This is a genomic window from Bifidobacterium simiiventris, assembly GCF_019331715.1.
GTDB classification, from domain to species: Bacteria; Actinomycetota; Actinomycetes; order Actinomycetales; family Bifidobacteriaceae; genus Bifidobacterium; species Bifidobacterium simiiventris.
The window spans coordinates 14,509-31,066 of the sequence record NZ_JAHBBG010000005.1 but is presented as its reverse complement, the minus strand read 5'-3'; the positions used below and the strand labels follow the sequence as shown (position 1 = coordinate 31,066).

The following is a 16,558-nucleotide window of genomic DNA, read 5'->3' as shown; positions in this document are numbered from 1 at the left end:
GCCACGCCCCTCGCACATGCAAATGCGGGGAAACCGGGCAGCATTGCGCGTGGGGGAGTGACGTTGCCGGGCGTGTTGAGTACGATGGTGCACGGTATCACGACTGACAACGAAACAGCGAGGAAGTAACGATATGCCACGTATGTTCGGAACCGATGGCGTTCGCGGATTGGCGAACAAGGACCTGACGGCACGACTGGCGCTCGACCTGGGCGACGCCGCCGTGCGCGTGCTGGGTGACTCCGGCACGAAGGACGACCAGCCGGAAGGCCGCCGCCGCGCGCTCGTTGGCCGCGACACGCGCGTCTCCGGCGACTTCCTCGCCGCCGCGCTGTCCGCGGGCATGGCCGCCGGCGGGTTCGACGTGATCGACGCGGGCATCATCCCCACTCCGGGCATCGCGTTCCTCACCTCCGTGCTCAACGTCGAGATGGGCGCGGTGATCTCCGCCTCCCACAACCCGATGCCCGACAACGGCATCAAGTTCTTCGCCCGCGGCGGCTTCAAGCTGCCCGACGGTAAGGAGGACGAGATCGAAGCCGTGCTCGGCAAGGACTGGGAGCGTCCGACCGGCGCCGGCGTGGGCCGCATCAGCCATGATCCGGTCACCGCGACCAACCTGTACATCGACCACCTCGTCTCCACGATCGCGCCGCTCAACCCCGACAAGACCCAGCCCAAGCCGCTCAAGGGCCTCAAGATCGTGGCCGACTGCGCCAACGGCGCAACCTCCGTGGTCGCCCCCGAGGCGCTGCGCCGCGCCGGTGCCGAGGTCATGGTCATCAACGCCTCGCCGGACGGCTACAACATCAACAAGCACGCCGGCTCCACGCACCCCGAGCAGCTGCAGGCGATGGTCAAGGCCACCGACGCGGTGATGGGCGTCGCGTTCGACGGCGACGCCGACCGGTGCCTGGCGGTGGACGAGGACGGCAACATGGTCAACGGCGATCAGATCATGGGCATCCTCGCTCGTGCCAAGAAGGAGGCCGGCAAGCTGGCCGACAACACGCTCGTCGTGACCGTCATGAGCAACCTCGGCCTCAAGCTTGCCCTGAAGGACATGGGCATCAAGACCGTGCAGACCGCCGTCGGCGACCGTTATGTGCTTGAGGAGATGCTGCGCGGCGGCTACACGCTGGGCGGCGAGCAGTCCGGCCATGTCATCAACCGCGAGTTCGCCACCACCGGCGATGGCACGCTCACCGCGCTCACCCTGTGCAATGAGGTCGTCCGCTCTGGCAAGAGCTTGAAGCAGCTCGCCGCCGATTTCCCGCAGCTGCCGCAGACGCTTGTCAACGTGCCGAACGTCGACAAGATGGCCGCCACCACGAACGCCAAGGTGCAGGCCGCCGTCGAACGCGAGGAGAAGCTGCTCGGCGACACCGGCCGCGTGCTGCTGCGCCCCTCCGGCACCGAACCGCTCGTGCGCGTCATGGCCGAGGCCGCGACTCAGGAGCAGGCCGACGAGGTCTGCAACCGTCTCGCCGCGGTCGTCGCCGAGGAACTCGCCCTGTAATCGCGCCCCGCAAAGGAATACATCATGTTCGCAAAGAACTCCAAGGTCGACATCGCCCTCAACCGCGACATCGAACAGCTCATCAAAACCGGCGGCAAAGAACACATCCTGCCGATCGTGCAGGCCGGCGAACCCGTCCTACGCCAGCAGACCATCCCCTACACCGGCCAGCTGAGCCGTAAGACGCTCGACAAGCTCATCGACACGATGCACACGACCATGCTCGAAGCCCCCGGAGTGGGCCTTGCCGCCACGCAGATCGGTCTCGGCCTCGCGCTCGCCGTCGTCGAGGACCACATCCGCGACGACGAGGACGATCCGCGCGAGATCGGCGAATTCCCGTTCCACGTCATCATCAATCCCAGCTATAAGCCGATCGGCGAGGAGACGCGCAGCTTCTACGAGGGCTGCCTGAGCTTCGACGGCTATCAGGCCGTACGCAAGCGCTGGCTCGATATCACCGCACGCTGGCAGGACGAGGACGGCAAACAGCACGAGGAGCACCTGCACGGCTGGCCGGCCCGCATCTTCCAGCACGAGACCGACCATCTGAGCGGCGAGCTGTACATCGACAAGGCTGAGATCCGCTCGCTTGCCACCACCGAGAACCTCGAGGACCTGTGGGCCGACGATCCGGTGCCCACCGAGGCCGCCGAGGAGCTCGGCTTCGAGCTGTAATCGAAGACCATAAGCCAATCATGCGAAACATGGACCGGCGTCGGGTAAATCCCGCGTCGGTCTTCGCATATTTGAGGGGAAGGGGCGTCCTCGGCGGCTCACAGCTGCCGCATCTCGCCCTGCCGGCGGAATTCGATGGGCGACATGCCGTTCCTGCGCTTGAACGCCGCGCAGAACGTGCTCGTGTCGGTGAACCCGCATTCGTCGCACAGCTGTTTGAGCGGCATGTCAGAGTTGATGAGCAGGTATTTCGCGGCGTGCATGCGCGCGTCCACGATATAGGCGTGCGGCGTGTATCCCGTCTCCTTCTTGAACACGCGGATGAAATGGTATTCGCTCATGTACGCGCGGGCGGCCAGTTCGTCGATCGGCAGCGGATCGCTCAGATGGCCGGCGATATAGGTGAGCACGTCCTCGATCGCATACGGCTGACGCTGCTGGGACGTGGCGTTGTCGGCCGCGGCCACCGCGAATTCGGTGAGGATGTCGGTGATGTATTTCGACATGTTCGGTTCGCTGATGCGCGAGGCGGCGTGGAACACGTCGTAGATGGCGGTCAGGCGGTTCAGCACGTAAGTCGGCTCCTTGATCGAGAACACGGTGCCGAGCTTGCCGTCGATCAGATCGAAGTACGCGCGGGCCATCGTGCCGTCGAAGTGCAGCCACAGCACGTCGCTGTCCTCGTCGGTGCCGTATGAATGGTGCCGGTAACAGTCGAGCAGCGCGAAATCGCCCTTGACCGCATGATGCGTGCCCTGTTCGGTGGCGATGTCGAACGATCCGGAACGAACGGCCATCAGCAGGAAACTGTCGAACGAACTGCGTTCCTGACGGTAGCCGGCCTCGTAGCGGAACAGGCCGACGCGCAGCGGATACAGAAACGTCTGCAACGCCGTTTTGCTGGGCGTGTAGATATAGAATTCCGATCCCTGATTGCGGATACCGCGTTCGGCTGGTTTCATGATGGCTCGTTTTCGTCGTTGATGATGTTGGGCAACGGTTTCATCATAGCAGTTCACAGCCGTTCCGGTAACCGCAATTTTTTCATATCTGCAAGCAAGAAAACTCTAAATATACTGAAAAATCAGCCGTAGTCTGTAAGCAAGTAATCAATAAATTACGAATGTGACGGTCGCAAGGCCGCACAGTTCCCAACGAAGTTCCAATGAAGGAGCACACTATGGCAGTGAGCGTCAAGGACACCGTCATCACGATCCCCACCTACGAGATCGGCGCGGCGGACAAGAATCCTGAATTCATCGAAAAGCGCGTCTACCAGGGCAGTTCGGGCCGCGTCTACCCGTACCCGGTCATCGAGACGATCAGCGACGAAAAACGCGACAAGGACTACAAGGCCGTCATCATCGAGAACGAATACCTCGAAGTGACCGTGCTGCCCGAACTCGGCGGCCGCATCCAGTACGCGAAGGACAAGACCAACGGCTACGACTTCGTCTACCGCAACGACGTCATCAAGCCGGCGCTTGTGGGCCTGACCGGACCGTGGATCTCCGGCGGCATCGAATTCAACTGGCCGCAGCACCACCGCCCGACCACCTACCTGCCGGTCGACTACAAGGTCGAGGAACTGCCCGACGGCGGCAAGGCGGTGCTGTGCCACGACACCGACCAGATGTACGGCACGCAGGTGATCACCAAGATCGCGCTGCACCCCGGGAAGGCATACATCGAGATCACCGCTCAGCTGTACAACGGCACCGCACTGCCGCAGACCTTCCTGTGGTGGGCCAACCCGGCCGTCCCGGTCAACGAGCACACCAAGACCGTGATGCCGCCGGACGTCACCGCCGTCATGGACCACGGCAAGCGCGACGTATCCCGCTATCCGATCGCCACCGGCACCTACTACAAGCACGACTACTCCGAAGGCGTCGACATCGGCCGCTACAAGAACGTGCCGGTCCCGACCAGCTACATGGCCGCGCACTCCGACTACAACTTCGTCGGCGGCTACGACTTCGGCGTCGGCGCGGGCATCCTGCACGTGGCCGACCACCACGTCAGCCCCGGCAAGAAGCAGTGGACGTGGGGCAACGGCGATTTCGGCCGCGCATGGGACAGGAACCTCACCGACGAGAACGGCCCGTACGTCGAGCTCATGACCGGCGTGTTTACCGACAACCAGCCCGACTTCACGTGGCTCAAGCCGTACGAAGGCAAGACGTTCACCCAGTATTTCATGCCGTACAAGGGCGTGGGACAGGTCAAGAACGCGTCGATCAACGCGGCCGTGAACCTTGAGATCGGACCGCAAGACACGTTCGGCGCGGCCGGCGAGACCGAAGGCATCGAAGCGCAGGGACTGGCCGCCGGTCAGGGGCGCGTCACCGTATACGCGACCGGCGTGTACGAGCACGCGCGCGTCACCGTCACCGACGACCGCACCGGCGCGACGCTGTACGAGTACATCGGCACGATCAGTCCGAACGACATCGTGCGCGCCGAATTCGAAACCGGCGACGCGAAGCCCACCGACATCACCGCCACCGTGACCGACGCGAACGGCAAGGTGCTCATCGACTACACGCCGCAACCGAAGAAGATCGACAAGCTGCCCGAACCGGCCAAGGCCGCCGACGAACCGGCCAGGATCGCCACGAACGAGGAGCTGTTCCTCGCCGGCACGCACCTCGAACAGTACCGTCACGCCACCTACCTGCCCGACCCGTACTATCTCGAGGGCCTGAAGCGCGACCCGGGCGACGCGCGCATCAACAACGCGTACGGCCGACTGCTGCTGCGCCGCGGCGACTTCGCGGGCGCTGAACGGTACTTCCGTGCCGCGATCAAGCGGCTGACCAAGCACAACACGCAGCCGTACGACAGCGAGCCGCACTACAACCTCGGCCTCGACCTGTTCTACCAGGGCGACTTCGACAAGGCGTTCGACGCGTTCTTCAAGGCCACCTGGGACGACGCGCAGAAGGAACGCGCGTTCTTCTACATGGCCGCCATCGCCGCCCGCCGTGGCGACTTCGCGGACGCGCTGGAGTATGTGGACAACGCGCTCACCCGCAACACGATGAACATCAAGGCCCGCGGCCTGCGCGCCTACGTGCTGCGCAAGCTGGGACGTGATGTCGACGCCGCGGCCGCGCTCGCCGAGAACCTCGGAATCGACGAATTCGACTTCGTGTCCGGCAACGAACGCGTGATCGCCGGCGCGGACCCGGCCGAGCTTGCGGGACTCATGCGTGGCTTCCACGAGAACTACCTGCAGGCCGCCCGCGACTACGCGCTGTTCGGCGCCTACGGCGAGGCGCTCGCGCTGCTCGGCGAGGCCGACCAGTCGAAGCCGATGGTCAAGTACTACGAGGGCTACTATCTCGCGCAGCTCGGCCGCGACGAGGAATCCCGCGCCGCGTTCGAGGCCGCCGAGGCCGCGCCGAGCGACTACTGCTTCCCGAACAAGCTGGAGGACATCGCGCCGCTGGAAGCCGCGATCAAGTCCGTGAACGGCGCCAAGGCACCGTACTATCTCGGCTGCCTGTACTATGACAAGACGCTCGCCGACCGTGCGATCGCCCTGTGGGAATCCAGCCGCGACCTCGATCCGGGCTTCCCGACCGTGCACCGCAACCTTGCGCTCGCCTACTACAACAAGCGCGGCGACGCGACGGCCGCGCAGCGTGAGATCGAACAGGCCTACGCGCTTGACGAGTCGGACGCCCGCGTGTTCCTCGAAACCGATCAGCTGCATCGCAAGATCGGCTGGACCTATGCGCAGCGGCTTGCCGAATTCGAGAAGCATCTCGACGTGGTGGCCGAACGCGACGACCTGTACATCGAATACCTGACCGTGCTCAACCTCACCGGCAACTACGCGAAGGCGTACGAGCTGATGGGCCGGCGCCGCTTCCACCCGTGGGAAGGCGGCGAAGGCAAGATCACCGCGCAGTACCGCATCTCGCTTACCCTGCTCGCCAAGGACGCGATGGCGGCCGGCGACTGGGCGAAGGCCAAGGAGCTGCTCGTGAAAACGCTCGCCTACCCGCAGAATCTCGGCGAAGGCAAGCTCGAAGGGCAGAAGGACAACGACATCCACTACTGGCTCGGCGTGACGGAACGTCACCTTGGTGACGAGACGGCCGCGCTCGCCGAATTCCGACAGGCGACGATCGGCCCCGACGAGGTGAAGGGAGCGATGTACTACAACGACCAGCCGGCCGAGATGATCCTGTTCCAAGGGCTCGCCCATGCGGCGCTCGGCGAGGAAGGTCCGGCCAACGCGCGGTTCTACCGGCTGCTCGACTACGGCGAGCAGCACCTCGACGACCAGGTCAAGATCGACTACTTCGCCGTCTCGCTGCCCGACTTCCTCATCTTCGAGAACGACTACACGAAGATGAACCGCATCCACTGCCTGTACCTGATGGGCCTGGCCAACATCGGCACCGGCGATCGCGAGGCGGCCGCACGGTTCCTCGGCGACGCGCTCGCGCTCGATCCGAGCCACATCCAGGCGAACCTGTTCGCCGACGAGATCGGCAGCCGGCACGTGCTCTGATCTTGCTGTGGGCTCACGCTGATCCTGCGCCGAACCTATGTTGATTGCGCGGGACGCGATATCGTGGCGGTTTTCTCTCACTGTCGTAAGACAGCGAGAGAAAACCGCCACTTGCGTTGTGCGGGTGCCGCATGCCGTTGTGCGCGCCGATGGCGGATATTGCGACCGTCCTGGTCTCCGCCGGTGCGGCGAACGTTATCGATCAACATCACAGTGAGAGCAATAAATCTCTATCTCTCGGCAATTTATGGTGATATATCAAGCCAAACCAGTCATAGGATGGTATCAACAAAACACAGCGACGAACCGAACGAAGCAGTTCGACGGTCGCAGTGCTTGTACCAACACCTTCGGCATGGTCGCACAAGGTATCCGTGCGCACATGCTCTGATGAAAGGAGCCATCATGAAGCACACATGGACAACCGCGATCGGCGCCGGTGCCGCAATCGCAATGGTCGCATCCCTCGCAGCCTGCGGATCGGGCACGGCATCCGGCAAGACGGAACTGTCGTTCTTCGCCAACAACACGCAGGACCTGTACCAGCCGCTGATCGACGCGTTCGAGAAAGCCAATCCGGACGTCAAGATCAAGTTCAGCACCACCAACGGCGCGCAGGCCGGCTACCAGCAGACGCTGCAGACGCGCATCTCCGGCGGCAAGCTCGCCGACGTCTACGTGGCCCCGCCCGAGCAGCTCGCCGATCTGGTGAAGAACCACGTCGCCAAGGACCTGACCGACGAGCCGTTCATGGACCGCATCGGAGACACGAACAAGGCCCAGGCCACCGTGGACGGCAAGGTCTACAGCATGTCCGTGACCGCATGGTCCAACGCCTACGCCTACAACAAGGATCTGTTGGCCAAGGCCGGCTACGACACGATTCCCGAAACGTGGGACGAGTTCATCGAGATGCTCAAGAAGCTCAAGGACGCCGGAGTCGACAAGCCGTACCTCGAACCTAAGGCCGGCCTCGGCGCGCTCGTGGAAGGCTGGATCGGCTACGATTCCTCCAAGCAGTCCAAGAGCATCGACCAGCAGATCGGCGACGGCGACTCCACGTTCGCCAAAAGCTACACCAAGTACTACAAGGAATGGGCCAAACTGTTCGACGCCGGCGTGATGGGCTCCGAAGTCACCGGACTCGCCGACGACCAGGTGCGCTCCGAATTCGCCGCCGGCCGACTGGCCGTCATGCCGTCCGGATACTGGGATGTGAAGACGTTCAAGGACGCCGGCCTCAACTTCGCGTTCGGCAGGATGCCGATGCTGCACAAGGGCGACACCCCGTTCGCGCCCGGCGCGGCCGACTCGGGCTACGCCATCAACGCCAAGATCGACGGCAAGAAGCTCGAGGCGGCCGAAGCCTTCCTCGACTTCATCTCCTCCGAGGACGGCCTCAAGATCCTGCAAAGCAGCCTCGGCCTGATCCCCGCCACCAAGAACTACACGCCGGACATCGACGAGACGTTCTCCGAACCGTACGACCTGTACCTGAAGACCGGCAACATCTACCTCAACACGCTCGGCTGGCCGTCCACCGGACGCAGCGCCCTGCGCGCCGAAACCTTCGCCCAGCTGCAGCAGGTGGCGCTCGGCTCCATCAGCCCGGCGCAGGCCGCCGTCAACCTCGACGCCAAGCTCAAGACGCTCTCCTGAAGGTGATCCGCATGACAACCGCAACCGTACTGGCCGCCGCATCCAACCGCGCGGCGGCCCCGGTCCGGGCCCTGGACTCGGACCTCGAAGCCGCGCATGCCAAGGACCGCCGGCACCGCAACCTCATGGAGAACCTGACCTCCGTGCAGTTCCTCCTGCCGCTGCTGGCCGTGTACATCATCATCGTGCTCATCCCGTTCGCGCAGAGCATCGTCTTCAGCCTCACCGACTACGACGGATACGATTTCGCCAACGCCTCGTTCGTCGGACTGGCCAACTACCGGACGATCTTCGCCGATCAGACGCTGCTCGCCGGCCTTGGATTCACGATGCTGTACACCATCGCCACCACCGTGCTCATCACAGCCATCGCCCTGCCGCTCGCCGTGACCCTCAACCGCAAGTTCTTCGGACGCAACTTCGCCCGCTCCCTGTTCTTCTTCTTCTCCGTGCCGTCGATGGCCGTCCTCGGCCTGGTCTGGCAGTACATCTTCTCCCCGCTCGGCACGGGCGCGGTCAACACGCTGCTCGGCAAGCTCGGCATCGCGCCGGTGCCGTGGCTGTCCGATCCTACGCTCGCCAAAGGCTGCGTGATCTTCATCGCCGTGTGGGCACAGATCGGCTGGCACGCCACCCTGTACCTCGCCTACCTGCAGGCCATCCCCGCCGACCTGTACGAGCAGGCGTCCGTGGACGGCGCATCCCGCGGCCAGCAGTTCGCGCACATCACCCTGCCGCAGATGGTGCCCGCGATGGGCGTCTCCATCTTCATGCTGCTGACCGGCGGCCTGAAGGTCTACGACCTGCCGTTCACCCTCACCACGGGCGGCCCCGGCCACGCGACCTACACCGTCACCCAATCCATCATCGTCACCGGCATCGGCTCCGGCCGATACGGCGTCGGCTCGGCGCTCGGCGTCATGTTCTTCCTGTGCTGCGTGATCCTCGTGGCCCTGCAGCAGGTCGTCACCAACGGTATCGAAAAGAGGCTGTCATGAGCGCCGCAACATCATCCGCATCGCATAACGGAACCTCCCGCGGACTGACTATGAGCCAGCGCGAACGCATCCGCTCCGCCGTCCGCTCCGTCGTGGTCATCGCCCTCGCTCTGATCTGCGCCGTGCCGCTGTACGTCGTGGTGGTCAACACCTTCAAGAATTCGGGCGACATGGCCGCCGACCCGTTCGGACTGCCCGTGCACCCCACTCTCGAGAACTACACGTACGCTCTGGAGAACCTGCCGGTCGTGCGGGCCACCGTCAACACGCTGATCGTGACCGTCGTGGGCGTGTTCTTCATGGTCATCATCGGCGCGCTCGCCGCCTACGGCATGGTGCTCAAACGCAGCAGGCTCACCGCCGGCATCGGCGCGTTCCTCATGCTCTCGTTCGTCATCCCCGGCCAGACGCTGCTCATCCCGCAGTACAAGATGGAGGCGCAGTTCGGCCTGGTGGACACGCTGCTCGGCCTGATCGTGCTCTACCTGGGCGGCGCCACGTTCTGCTACTTCCTGATCGTGCAGTACATGCGCGGACTGCCCGGCGAACTGTTCGAGGCGGCGCGATTGGACGGCGCGGGACCGTTGCGCATCTTCTGGCAGATCGTGCTGCCGCTCATCCGCCCGATCCTCGTCACTGTGGTGGTGTTCGAGACCATGTGGACCTGGAACGACTTCATGACGCCGAACATCTACATCTCCTCCACCGAAAAGCAGACGCTCGTGCTGCAGGTGTTCAACGCCATGGGCCAGTTCAGCACCAATTGGCCGCTGTTCATGACCATCACCACCATCGCGCTCATCCCCGTGTTCCTGTTCTTCATCTTCTGCCAGAAGTGGATCGTCGCCGGCCTGGTCGCCGGGTCGGTCAAGGGCTGACGCGTTAAGCGGGAAGCCCGGTGGGCTTCCCGTAGCATCAGCCTGAGCGAGCCGGGCGAGAGAAGGCAGCATTGAGTCCGAGCGTAGCGAGGTCCGTAATTGCAGGGCCGGAGGCGAGCCGTTAAGCGAACAGTCCGCCCCGCCGTCCACGTCAATCATTCGAAAGGTACCAATCCCATGTCCCACACCAACCAGCATGTCGTCGACCTGACCACGTTCCGCAAACGCGACATCCGTCCGTTCGACATCGTCGACCGCACGCGCAACGTCGCCCCCGACGGCACCGCGATCGACTTCACCAACTACTACATGACCGTGGGCGGCAAGCCGTTCTTCGGCGTCAGCGGCGAATTCCACTTCTCGCGTATGGACGAGTCCCGCTGGGACGACGAACTGGCCAAATGCGCGGCCGGCGGCGTGAACGTCATCGCCAACTACGTGTTCTGGAACCATCACGAGGAGCGCGAAGGCCACTGGGACTTCACCGGCTCGCGCGACCTGCGCCGCTTCACCGAACTGTGCGCCAAGCACGGCATGTACATGATCCTGCGCATGGGCCCGTTCGACCACGGCGAGGTGCGCAACGGCGGCGTGCCCGACTGGGTGTACGGCAAGGACTACGAGGCCCGTTCGCTCGACGCCGGCTGGCTCGCCGAAGTGCGCGAGCTGTACACGAAGATCTTCGAGCAGGTCGACGGACTGCTGTTCGACCAGGGCGGCCCGATCATCGGCGCGCAGCTCGACAACGAGTACATGCACTCGTCCGCACCGTGGGAGATGACCACCGGCATCTCCGACGAATGGGTGCCCGGCGGCTCCGACGGCATCGCCTATCTGGAGGCGCTGCGCGGCATCGCCCACGAGGTCGGCATCAAGGTGCCGTTCTACACGGCCACCGGCTGGGGCGGCGCCCCGGTTCCCGACGACGTGCTGCCGCTGTGGGGCGGCTACGCCTACCGGCCGTGGCTGTTCTACGCGCACGGCGGCGACCATCCGAAGACCGACGAATACCTGTACCGCGACTTCCATGCGAACGACTGCCCGCGCAACGACGAATTCGACCCGAGCTATCAGCCGGAGGACAAGCCGTACGCCTGCTGCGAGATGGGCGGCGGCATGACCAACTCGTACAACTACCGGTTCGTGCTGCCGATGAAGTCCGTCGACGCGATGACCAACATCAAAATGGGTTCCGGCTGCAACTTCCTCGGCTACTACATGTACCACGGCGGCACCAATCCGACCGGCGACGGCGTCTATCTCAACGAAGGCCAGGTGCCGAAGAAATCGTACGACTACCAGGCCGGCCTCGGCGAGTTCGGTCAGGTGCGCGAATCGTACGGCCGCATGAAGACGCTGCACTACTTCGGCTCCACGTTCGCCGACCGGTTCGTGCCGATGAGCGTGGTGATCCCGGCCGACCAGCAGGGCATCACGCCGGACAACCGCACCGATCTGCGGTACGCGATCCGCACCGACGGCACGAGCGGATTCGTGTTCCTCAACAACTTCCAGGATCACGACACGACCGAAGCCAAGCGGGATGAGACGCTGACGATCACGCTGGCGAGCGGCCGGACCGTCACGTTCGAAGGCATCGGCCTCGCCCCCGAAGAGAACTGCGTGCTGCCGTTCAACATGGACCTCGACGGCATCATGCTCGAAGCGGCCACCGTGCAGCCCGTCACCGCGATCACGCTGCCCGGCGCCGGTCATCGCACGTTCGTGTTCATGCGTCCCGACGGCATGGGCAAGGCATGGCTGCGGTTCGCGGACGGCGACGTGATCGACGTGGACGATGCGGCCGACTTCCAGACCTTCACCGTGACCAAGGACGGCACGACGGTCGACATCGTGGTGATCTCCCGTGCCAAGGCCGACGAGATGACCGTGATCGACGGCGAGGCGCTCGCGTTCGCCCCGGGCGCGCTGTTCCGCGACGGCGACATGTTCAAGGTCGAGTCGCGCGACACCGAGATCACGGTGTCGACCTATCCGGCCGGCTATCTTGCGGTTGCGGACGGTTCACGGTCGGATGTTGCGCAGGGCGGTGCGACGGCGGCCGGCGGACTCGGCACGACGACGATCACGCTGGCCCGCAAGACCATCGAACCCGCCGTCGAACGGCTCAGCGCGCAGCGGTTCGCCATCACCCTGCCGGACGGCTTCATGGACGGGACGAACCTCAAGGACGTGCTGCTGCAGGTGCGCTACACCGGCGACATCGGCTGGATGTTCGCCAACGCGGAGCTCATCAACGACAACTTCTGCAACGGCGACGTCTGGGAGATCGGCATGAAGGAGAACGCGGCCCGGGTCGCCGCCGCCGGCAACCGGCTGGTGTTCGTGATCACGCCGCTCAAGAAGGGCGTGAACGTGAACGTCGACTCGCCGATGGCCGCCCGCATGGAGCATGCCGACGAGCAGATCGCCGAACTCGGCTCCGTGGCCGCCCAGCCAGTCTACGAGATCACGCTGCGCAAGTCCTGACCCATCCTGACCCACGACCCCGGTCTCCCCGCCGTCGCGATCATGTCATCCGCGATACACTGAACGTGTCGCATGACGTGAACGCGCATGGTGAGGAGGCCGAAGTCGATGGACATCAACGAGATCGAACATTCGGACGTCGCCTCCCATCTGGTGTGGGGAGGCGACTACCACTATTACGTGCACACGCCCAGCCTCGTCGCCCGCAACACGTTCCTCTACCCGCTGCAAACCGGCCTGTTCCACTACGAGGAGGGGCTGCTCGCCGAACGCACGCGGTTCGACAGTTTCCTGATCATGGTGCTGCGCAACGGATCGATGCTGATCCGTACCAAGGACCATGAAACCGTCGCGTCCGGTGGCGACTTCGTACTGCTTGACTGCTACGAATACCACTACTATCAGGCGCTGGAGCCCAGCGACGTGCTCTGGATGCATTTCGACGGCAAGGCGGCACGGCCGTATTACGAGGCGATCCGCGAACGCCGCGGCGTCGCGTTCGCGCTGCGCAACCCCGTGTATGCGCTCAACCAGCTGGCCCGCATCTATGAGATCTTCAAGAACGGCGAACGCCTCTGCGAGCCGGTGCTCGGCAAATACATCACCGACGTGCTGTGCGAGATCCTCGCGCCGGAGAACGACGCTGACTTCGGCGCCGCCGATCGTGACGGCGAGGGCGTCGACCGTGACGGGGTGCGTCGTGTCATGGCCTATATCCCGCAGCATCTGGACGAGACGTTGTCGGTGGGCGAGCTTGCGGCCATCGCGTATATGGGCGAGTACACGTTCATCCGGGCGTTCAAGGCGCAGACCGGATACACGCCGCACGCCTACGTGATGCAGGCCCGGTTCGACGCGGCGACGTACATGCTGGCCAACGCGCAGACGAGTCTCAAGGAGATCTGCGAGGCGTGCGGGTTCTCCACCACGTCCGTGTTCTGCTCGGCGTTCAGGAAGCGCATGGGCGTCTCGCCGCTCGAATATCGCAGACGGGCGAGGAACGTGCGATGACCGGCGGATGGTTGGCGGTGCGTCCAACGGAACGGCAATTTTTCCCCATGATTCGGCAGATGCGTACGATACGGCCGTGCCGGCGGCCGATACAGTGAAACCATGCGCATGATTGATGATTCGTTCACTCCGAAGGCCGTGCTCTGGGATCTGGACGGCACGCTCGTCGATTCGGACCCGCTGTGGGTGGCCGCCGAGCGGCATTGCGCCGAACGGTGCGGCGTACCGTGGAACGAGGAATTGAGTCTGAAGATGACGGCCGCGCCACTGCCGGTGTGCGCGGCGGTGTTGCAGGATGCCGGAGTATCGCTTGATGAGACGACGATCATCGGCGAATTGGTGGCCGATGTCACGGCCATGTACGGCAGTGATGTGCCGTGGACGCCGGGAGCCTGGGACATGTTGCTCGATCTGCGATCATGCGGCATACCCTCGGTGCTGGTCACCGGTTCGCCGCGATCATTGGCCGAACATGTCGTCGACGCCGCGCCGCACGGTTCGTTCGTCGGCATCGTCAGCGGCGACGACGACATCGCGCATAAACCGGACCCGGCGCCGTACCTGCGCGGCGCGCGGCTCGCCGGAGTGCCGCCCCGGGAATGCCTCGTGTTCGAGGATTCGGTCAGCGGCATCGCCTCGGCGCTCGCGGCCGGGGCGCACGCCATCGGCGTCAACGCATGCGCACGCGTGCCGTTGCCGGACGACGCCGACTATCCCGTGCTTGATTCGCTGCGGGACTGGCATCGATGACGCCGGCCGGCCGGATTGGGGGGCGACAGGCCGGGGCCGGCCACGTCCTAAGCGGCGGCGCATATCCGGCCGGACCCGGCGATACAATGACGAACGGCGGTCGACCCGTATGGGCGGCCAGCCGTTTTGTCATATACAGTGCATAATTCAAGAGGAAGAACCATGTCAGACAACAATGGTGCGCACGGGCAGACCGGCGCAACCACGGACAGCAGTCTCGAAGGCCGCGCCAAGGCGCGCAAGCAGAACGGCCGCTGGTGGCTGGGAGCCATCATCGGCGTGATCGTCGCGGTCGCGATCATCGTCGGCGTCAATCTCGCCAAACCGAAGTCGTCAACCAATCCGAACGTCGTCGGCACCGGCAGCGCGACCTCCGCCGCCGACACCGTCACGATCGGCCTCAAACTCGCCCCCACCAATCTCGACATCCGCAACACGTCCGGCTCCGCACTCGACCAGGTGCTCATCGGCAACGTGTACGAAGGACTCGTCGCCCGCGACGAGAACAACCAGGTCGTGCCGTCCATCGCGAAAAGCTGGGACGAAAGCAAGGACGGCCTGACTTACACGTTCCATCTCAACGAGAACATGACGTTCTCCAACGGCGACAAGCTCACCGCCGAAGACGTCGCATGGTCCATCAACGAGCTCATCAAGAACCAGTACCACGACGCCGACAGCCTGAGCATGGTCAAGTCGGTCGCCTCCGACGACGCCGCGAACACCGTGACGATCACGCTCAAGACCGCCAACTCGAACCTGCTGTGGACGCTCACTGGCCGCCCCGGCCTCGTCTTCGACAAGGACGCCAAGTACGACGCGAAAACCGAGGCGATCGGCTCCGGCCCGTATACCGTCGCCAAATTCGTCACCAACGATTCGATCACGCTCAAGGCCAACCCGAAATACTGGGGCACGCACAAGGCCAAAACCGAGAACGTCGTCATCAAGTACCTCGCCGACGACAACGCGGCCGTGAATGCGCTCAAATCCGGCACCGTGCAGGTGCTCGCGCCGATCACCGAAAACCTCGCCTCGCCGTTCACCTCCGACAGCGAGCACTACACGGTCAAGGCCGGCGACGACACCGACAAGTACGTGATGGCGTTCAACTCGAAGGGCAAGAACACGTCCGACAAGCGCGTGCGCCAGGCCATCCGCTACGCCATCAACCACGAGGAACTCATCGCCTCGCGCGGCGGCGCCGACAAGGCGCTCGGCGGCCCGATCCCGTCGCTCGACCCCGGCTACGAGGATCTCACCGGCCTCTATCCGTACGACCTCGACAAGGCCAAGTCGCTCATGGCCGAAGCCGGCTATTCCGAATCCAAGCCGCTCACGCTCACCCTGACCTACGCGAACATCTACGGCACCGAGCTCGGCGACCAGCTGCGCTCGCAGCTCGCCAAGATCGGCATCGACCTGAAGGTCAACGTGGTCGAGTTCTCCACGTGGCTGCAGGACGTGTACACGAACAAGGACTACGACATCTCGCTCGTCGACCACAACGAAAGTCACGACTTCTACCAGTGGGCCGACCCGACGTACTACTACAACTACGACAACAAGGACGTGCAGGACCTGTACGCGCAGGCCATCGCCGCGACCTCCGACAGCGAACGCGACGAATTGCTCGCCAAGGCCGCCAAGCTCGTGTCCGAGGATGCGCCGGCCGACTGGCTGTTCAACTACCGCGTCACCACCGTTTGGGTCAACGGCGTTTCCGGCTTCCCGGTCAACCTCAACCAGACCTTCCTGCCCCTCTACAACGTCACCTACACGAAGTAGGAGCTGACACCGCGGAAGTTCGGTGCAGTGACCGCGCATCGATTGAACCGTTCCTGATTGCATGGTGACCGCGCGGGATCGGGAATGTTCTATTCTCGACACGCTCCGGGCCGCTCGGCCGAGTCTTACGGTCGTGAACAGAACATTCCCGCTCCCACGCTCGTTGAGCTGTTTCCGTTGCGTATCCGTTAAAAGCTGGCGGAGCCTCGGCTCCCTCGGCTGAGGGAGCTGGCACGACGAAGTCGTGACTGAGGGAGCG

11 protein-coding genes are annotated in these 16,558 nt (G+C 63.9%); 10 read left to right on the top strand and 1 reads right to left on the bottom strand.

The features are described 5' to 3' along the window. The first annotated feature begins 133 nt into the window (after positions 1 to 133). Both glmM and KIH76_RS06605 read left to right on the top strand, forming a co-directional pair. A complete protein-coding gene (gene glmM / locus KIH76_RS06610) occupies positions 134 to 1,519 on the top strand; it encodes a phosphoglucosamine mutase (RefSeq protein WP_214373671.1) in 1,386 nt (461 codons plus the stop codon). A 24-nt stretch (positions 1,520 to 1,543) separates the two neighbouring features. After that, positions 1,544 to 2,197, top strand: a complete 654-nt coding sequence (locus KIH76_RS06605; RefSeq protein WP_219069939.1) for a peptide deformylase — start codon at positions 1,544 to 1,546, stop codon at positions 2,195 to 2,197. Between the two features lie 98 nt (positions 2,198 to 2,295). Here KIH76_RS06605 and KIH76_RS06600 read toward each other — a convergent pair whose 3' ends face one another. Further along, a complete protein-coding gene (locus KIH76_RS06600; protein WP_219069937.1) occupies positions 2,296 to 3,159 on the bottom strand; it encodes an AraC family transcriptional regulator in 864 nt (287 codons plus the stop codon). Positions 3,160 to 3,377: 218 nt separating this feature from the next. Here KIH76_RS06600 and KIH76_RS06595 point away from each other — a divergent pair, with 218 nt between their 5' ends. The 8 genes from KIH76_RS06595 (at position 3,378) to KIH76_RS06560 (ending at position 16,299) form a co-directional block, all read left to right on the top strand. Beyond that, positions 3,378 to 6,725 carry a DUF5107 domain-containing protein gene (locus KIH76_RS06595; RefSeq protein ID WP_236036883.1) on the top strand — a complete coding sequence of 1,116 codons (3,348 nt, stop codon included), beginning with the start codon at positions 3,378 to 3,380 and terminating at the stop codon, positions 6,723 to 6,725. 405 nt (positions 6,726 to 7,130) lie between these two features. Further along, the gene (locus KIH76_RS06590) at positions 7,131 to 8,384 is read left to right on the top strand and encodes an ABC transporter substrate-binding protein (RefSeq protein ID WP_214373667.1); all 1,254 of its coding nucleotides are present in this window, start codon (positions 7,131 to 7,133) and stop codon (positions 8,382 to 8,384) included. 11 nt (positions 8,385 to 8,395) lie between these two features. After that, complete coding sequence (locus KIH76_RS06585) at positions 8,396 to 9,382, top strand: carbohydrate ABC transporter permease (protein WP_236036882.1); 987 nt, start codon at positions 8,396 to 8,398, stop codon at positions 9,380 to 9,382. Between the two features lie 50 nt (positions 9,383 to 9,432). After that, positions 9,433 to 10,260: a carbohydrate ABC transporter permease gene (locus KIH76_RS06580; RefSeq protein ID WP_219070004.1), complete on the top strand. Its 828-nt coding sequence runs from the start codon at positions 9,433 to 9,435 to the stop codon at positions 10,258 to 10,260. Positions 10,261 to 10,437: 177 nt separating this feature from the next. Next, entirely contained in the window at positions 10,438 to 12,750 is a 2,313-nt protein-coding gene (locus KIH76_RS06575; protein ID WP_219069933.1) for a beta-galactosidase, read from the top strand. 108 nt (positions 12,751 to 12,858) lie between these two features. Then, positions 12,859 to 13,761 (top strand): AraC family transcriptional regulator, encoded by a 903-nt coding sequence (locus KIH76_RS06570; RefSeq protein ID WP_214373665.1) that lies wholly within the window; start codon positions 12,859 to 12,861, stop codon positions 13,759 to 13,761. A 108-nt stretch (positions 13,762 to 13,869) separates the two neighbouring features. Continuing rightward, positions 13,870 to 14,511 carry an HAD family hydrolase gene (locus KIH76_RS06565; protein WP_214373664.1) on the top strand — a complete coding sequence of 214 codons (642 nt, stop codon included), beginning with the start codon at positions 13,870 to 13,872 and terminating at the stop codon, positions 14,509 to 14,511. 162 nt (positions 14,512 to 14,673) lie between these two features. Then, positions 14,674 to 16,299 (top strand): ABC transporter substrate-binding protein, encoded by a 1,626-nt coding sequence (locus KIH76_RS06560; protein WP_219069931.1) that lies wholly within the window; start codon positions 14,674 to 14,676, stop codon positions 16,297 to 16,299. Positions 16,300 to 16,558: the final 259 nt, after the last annotated feature.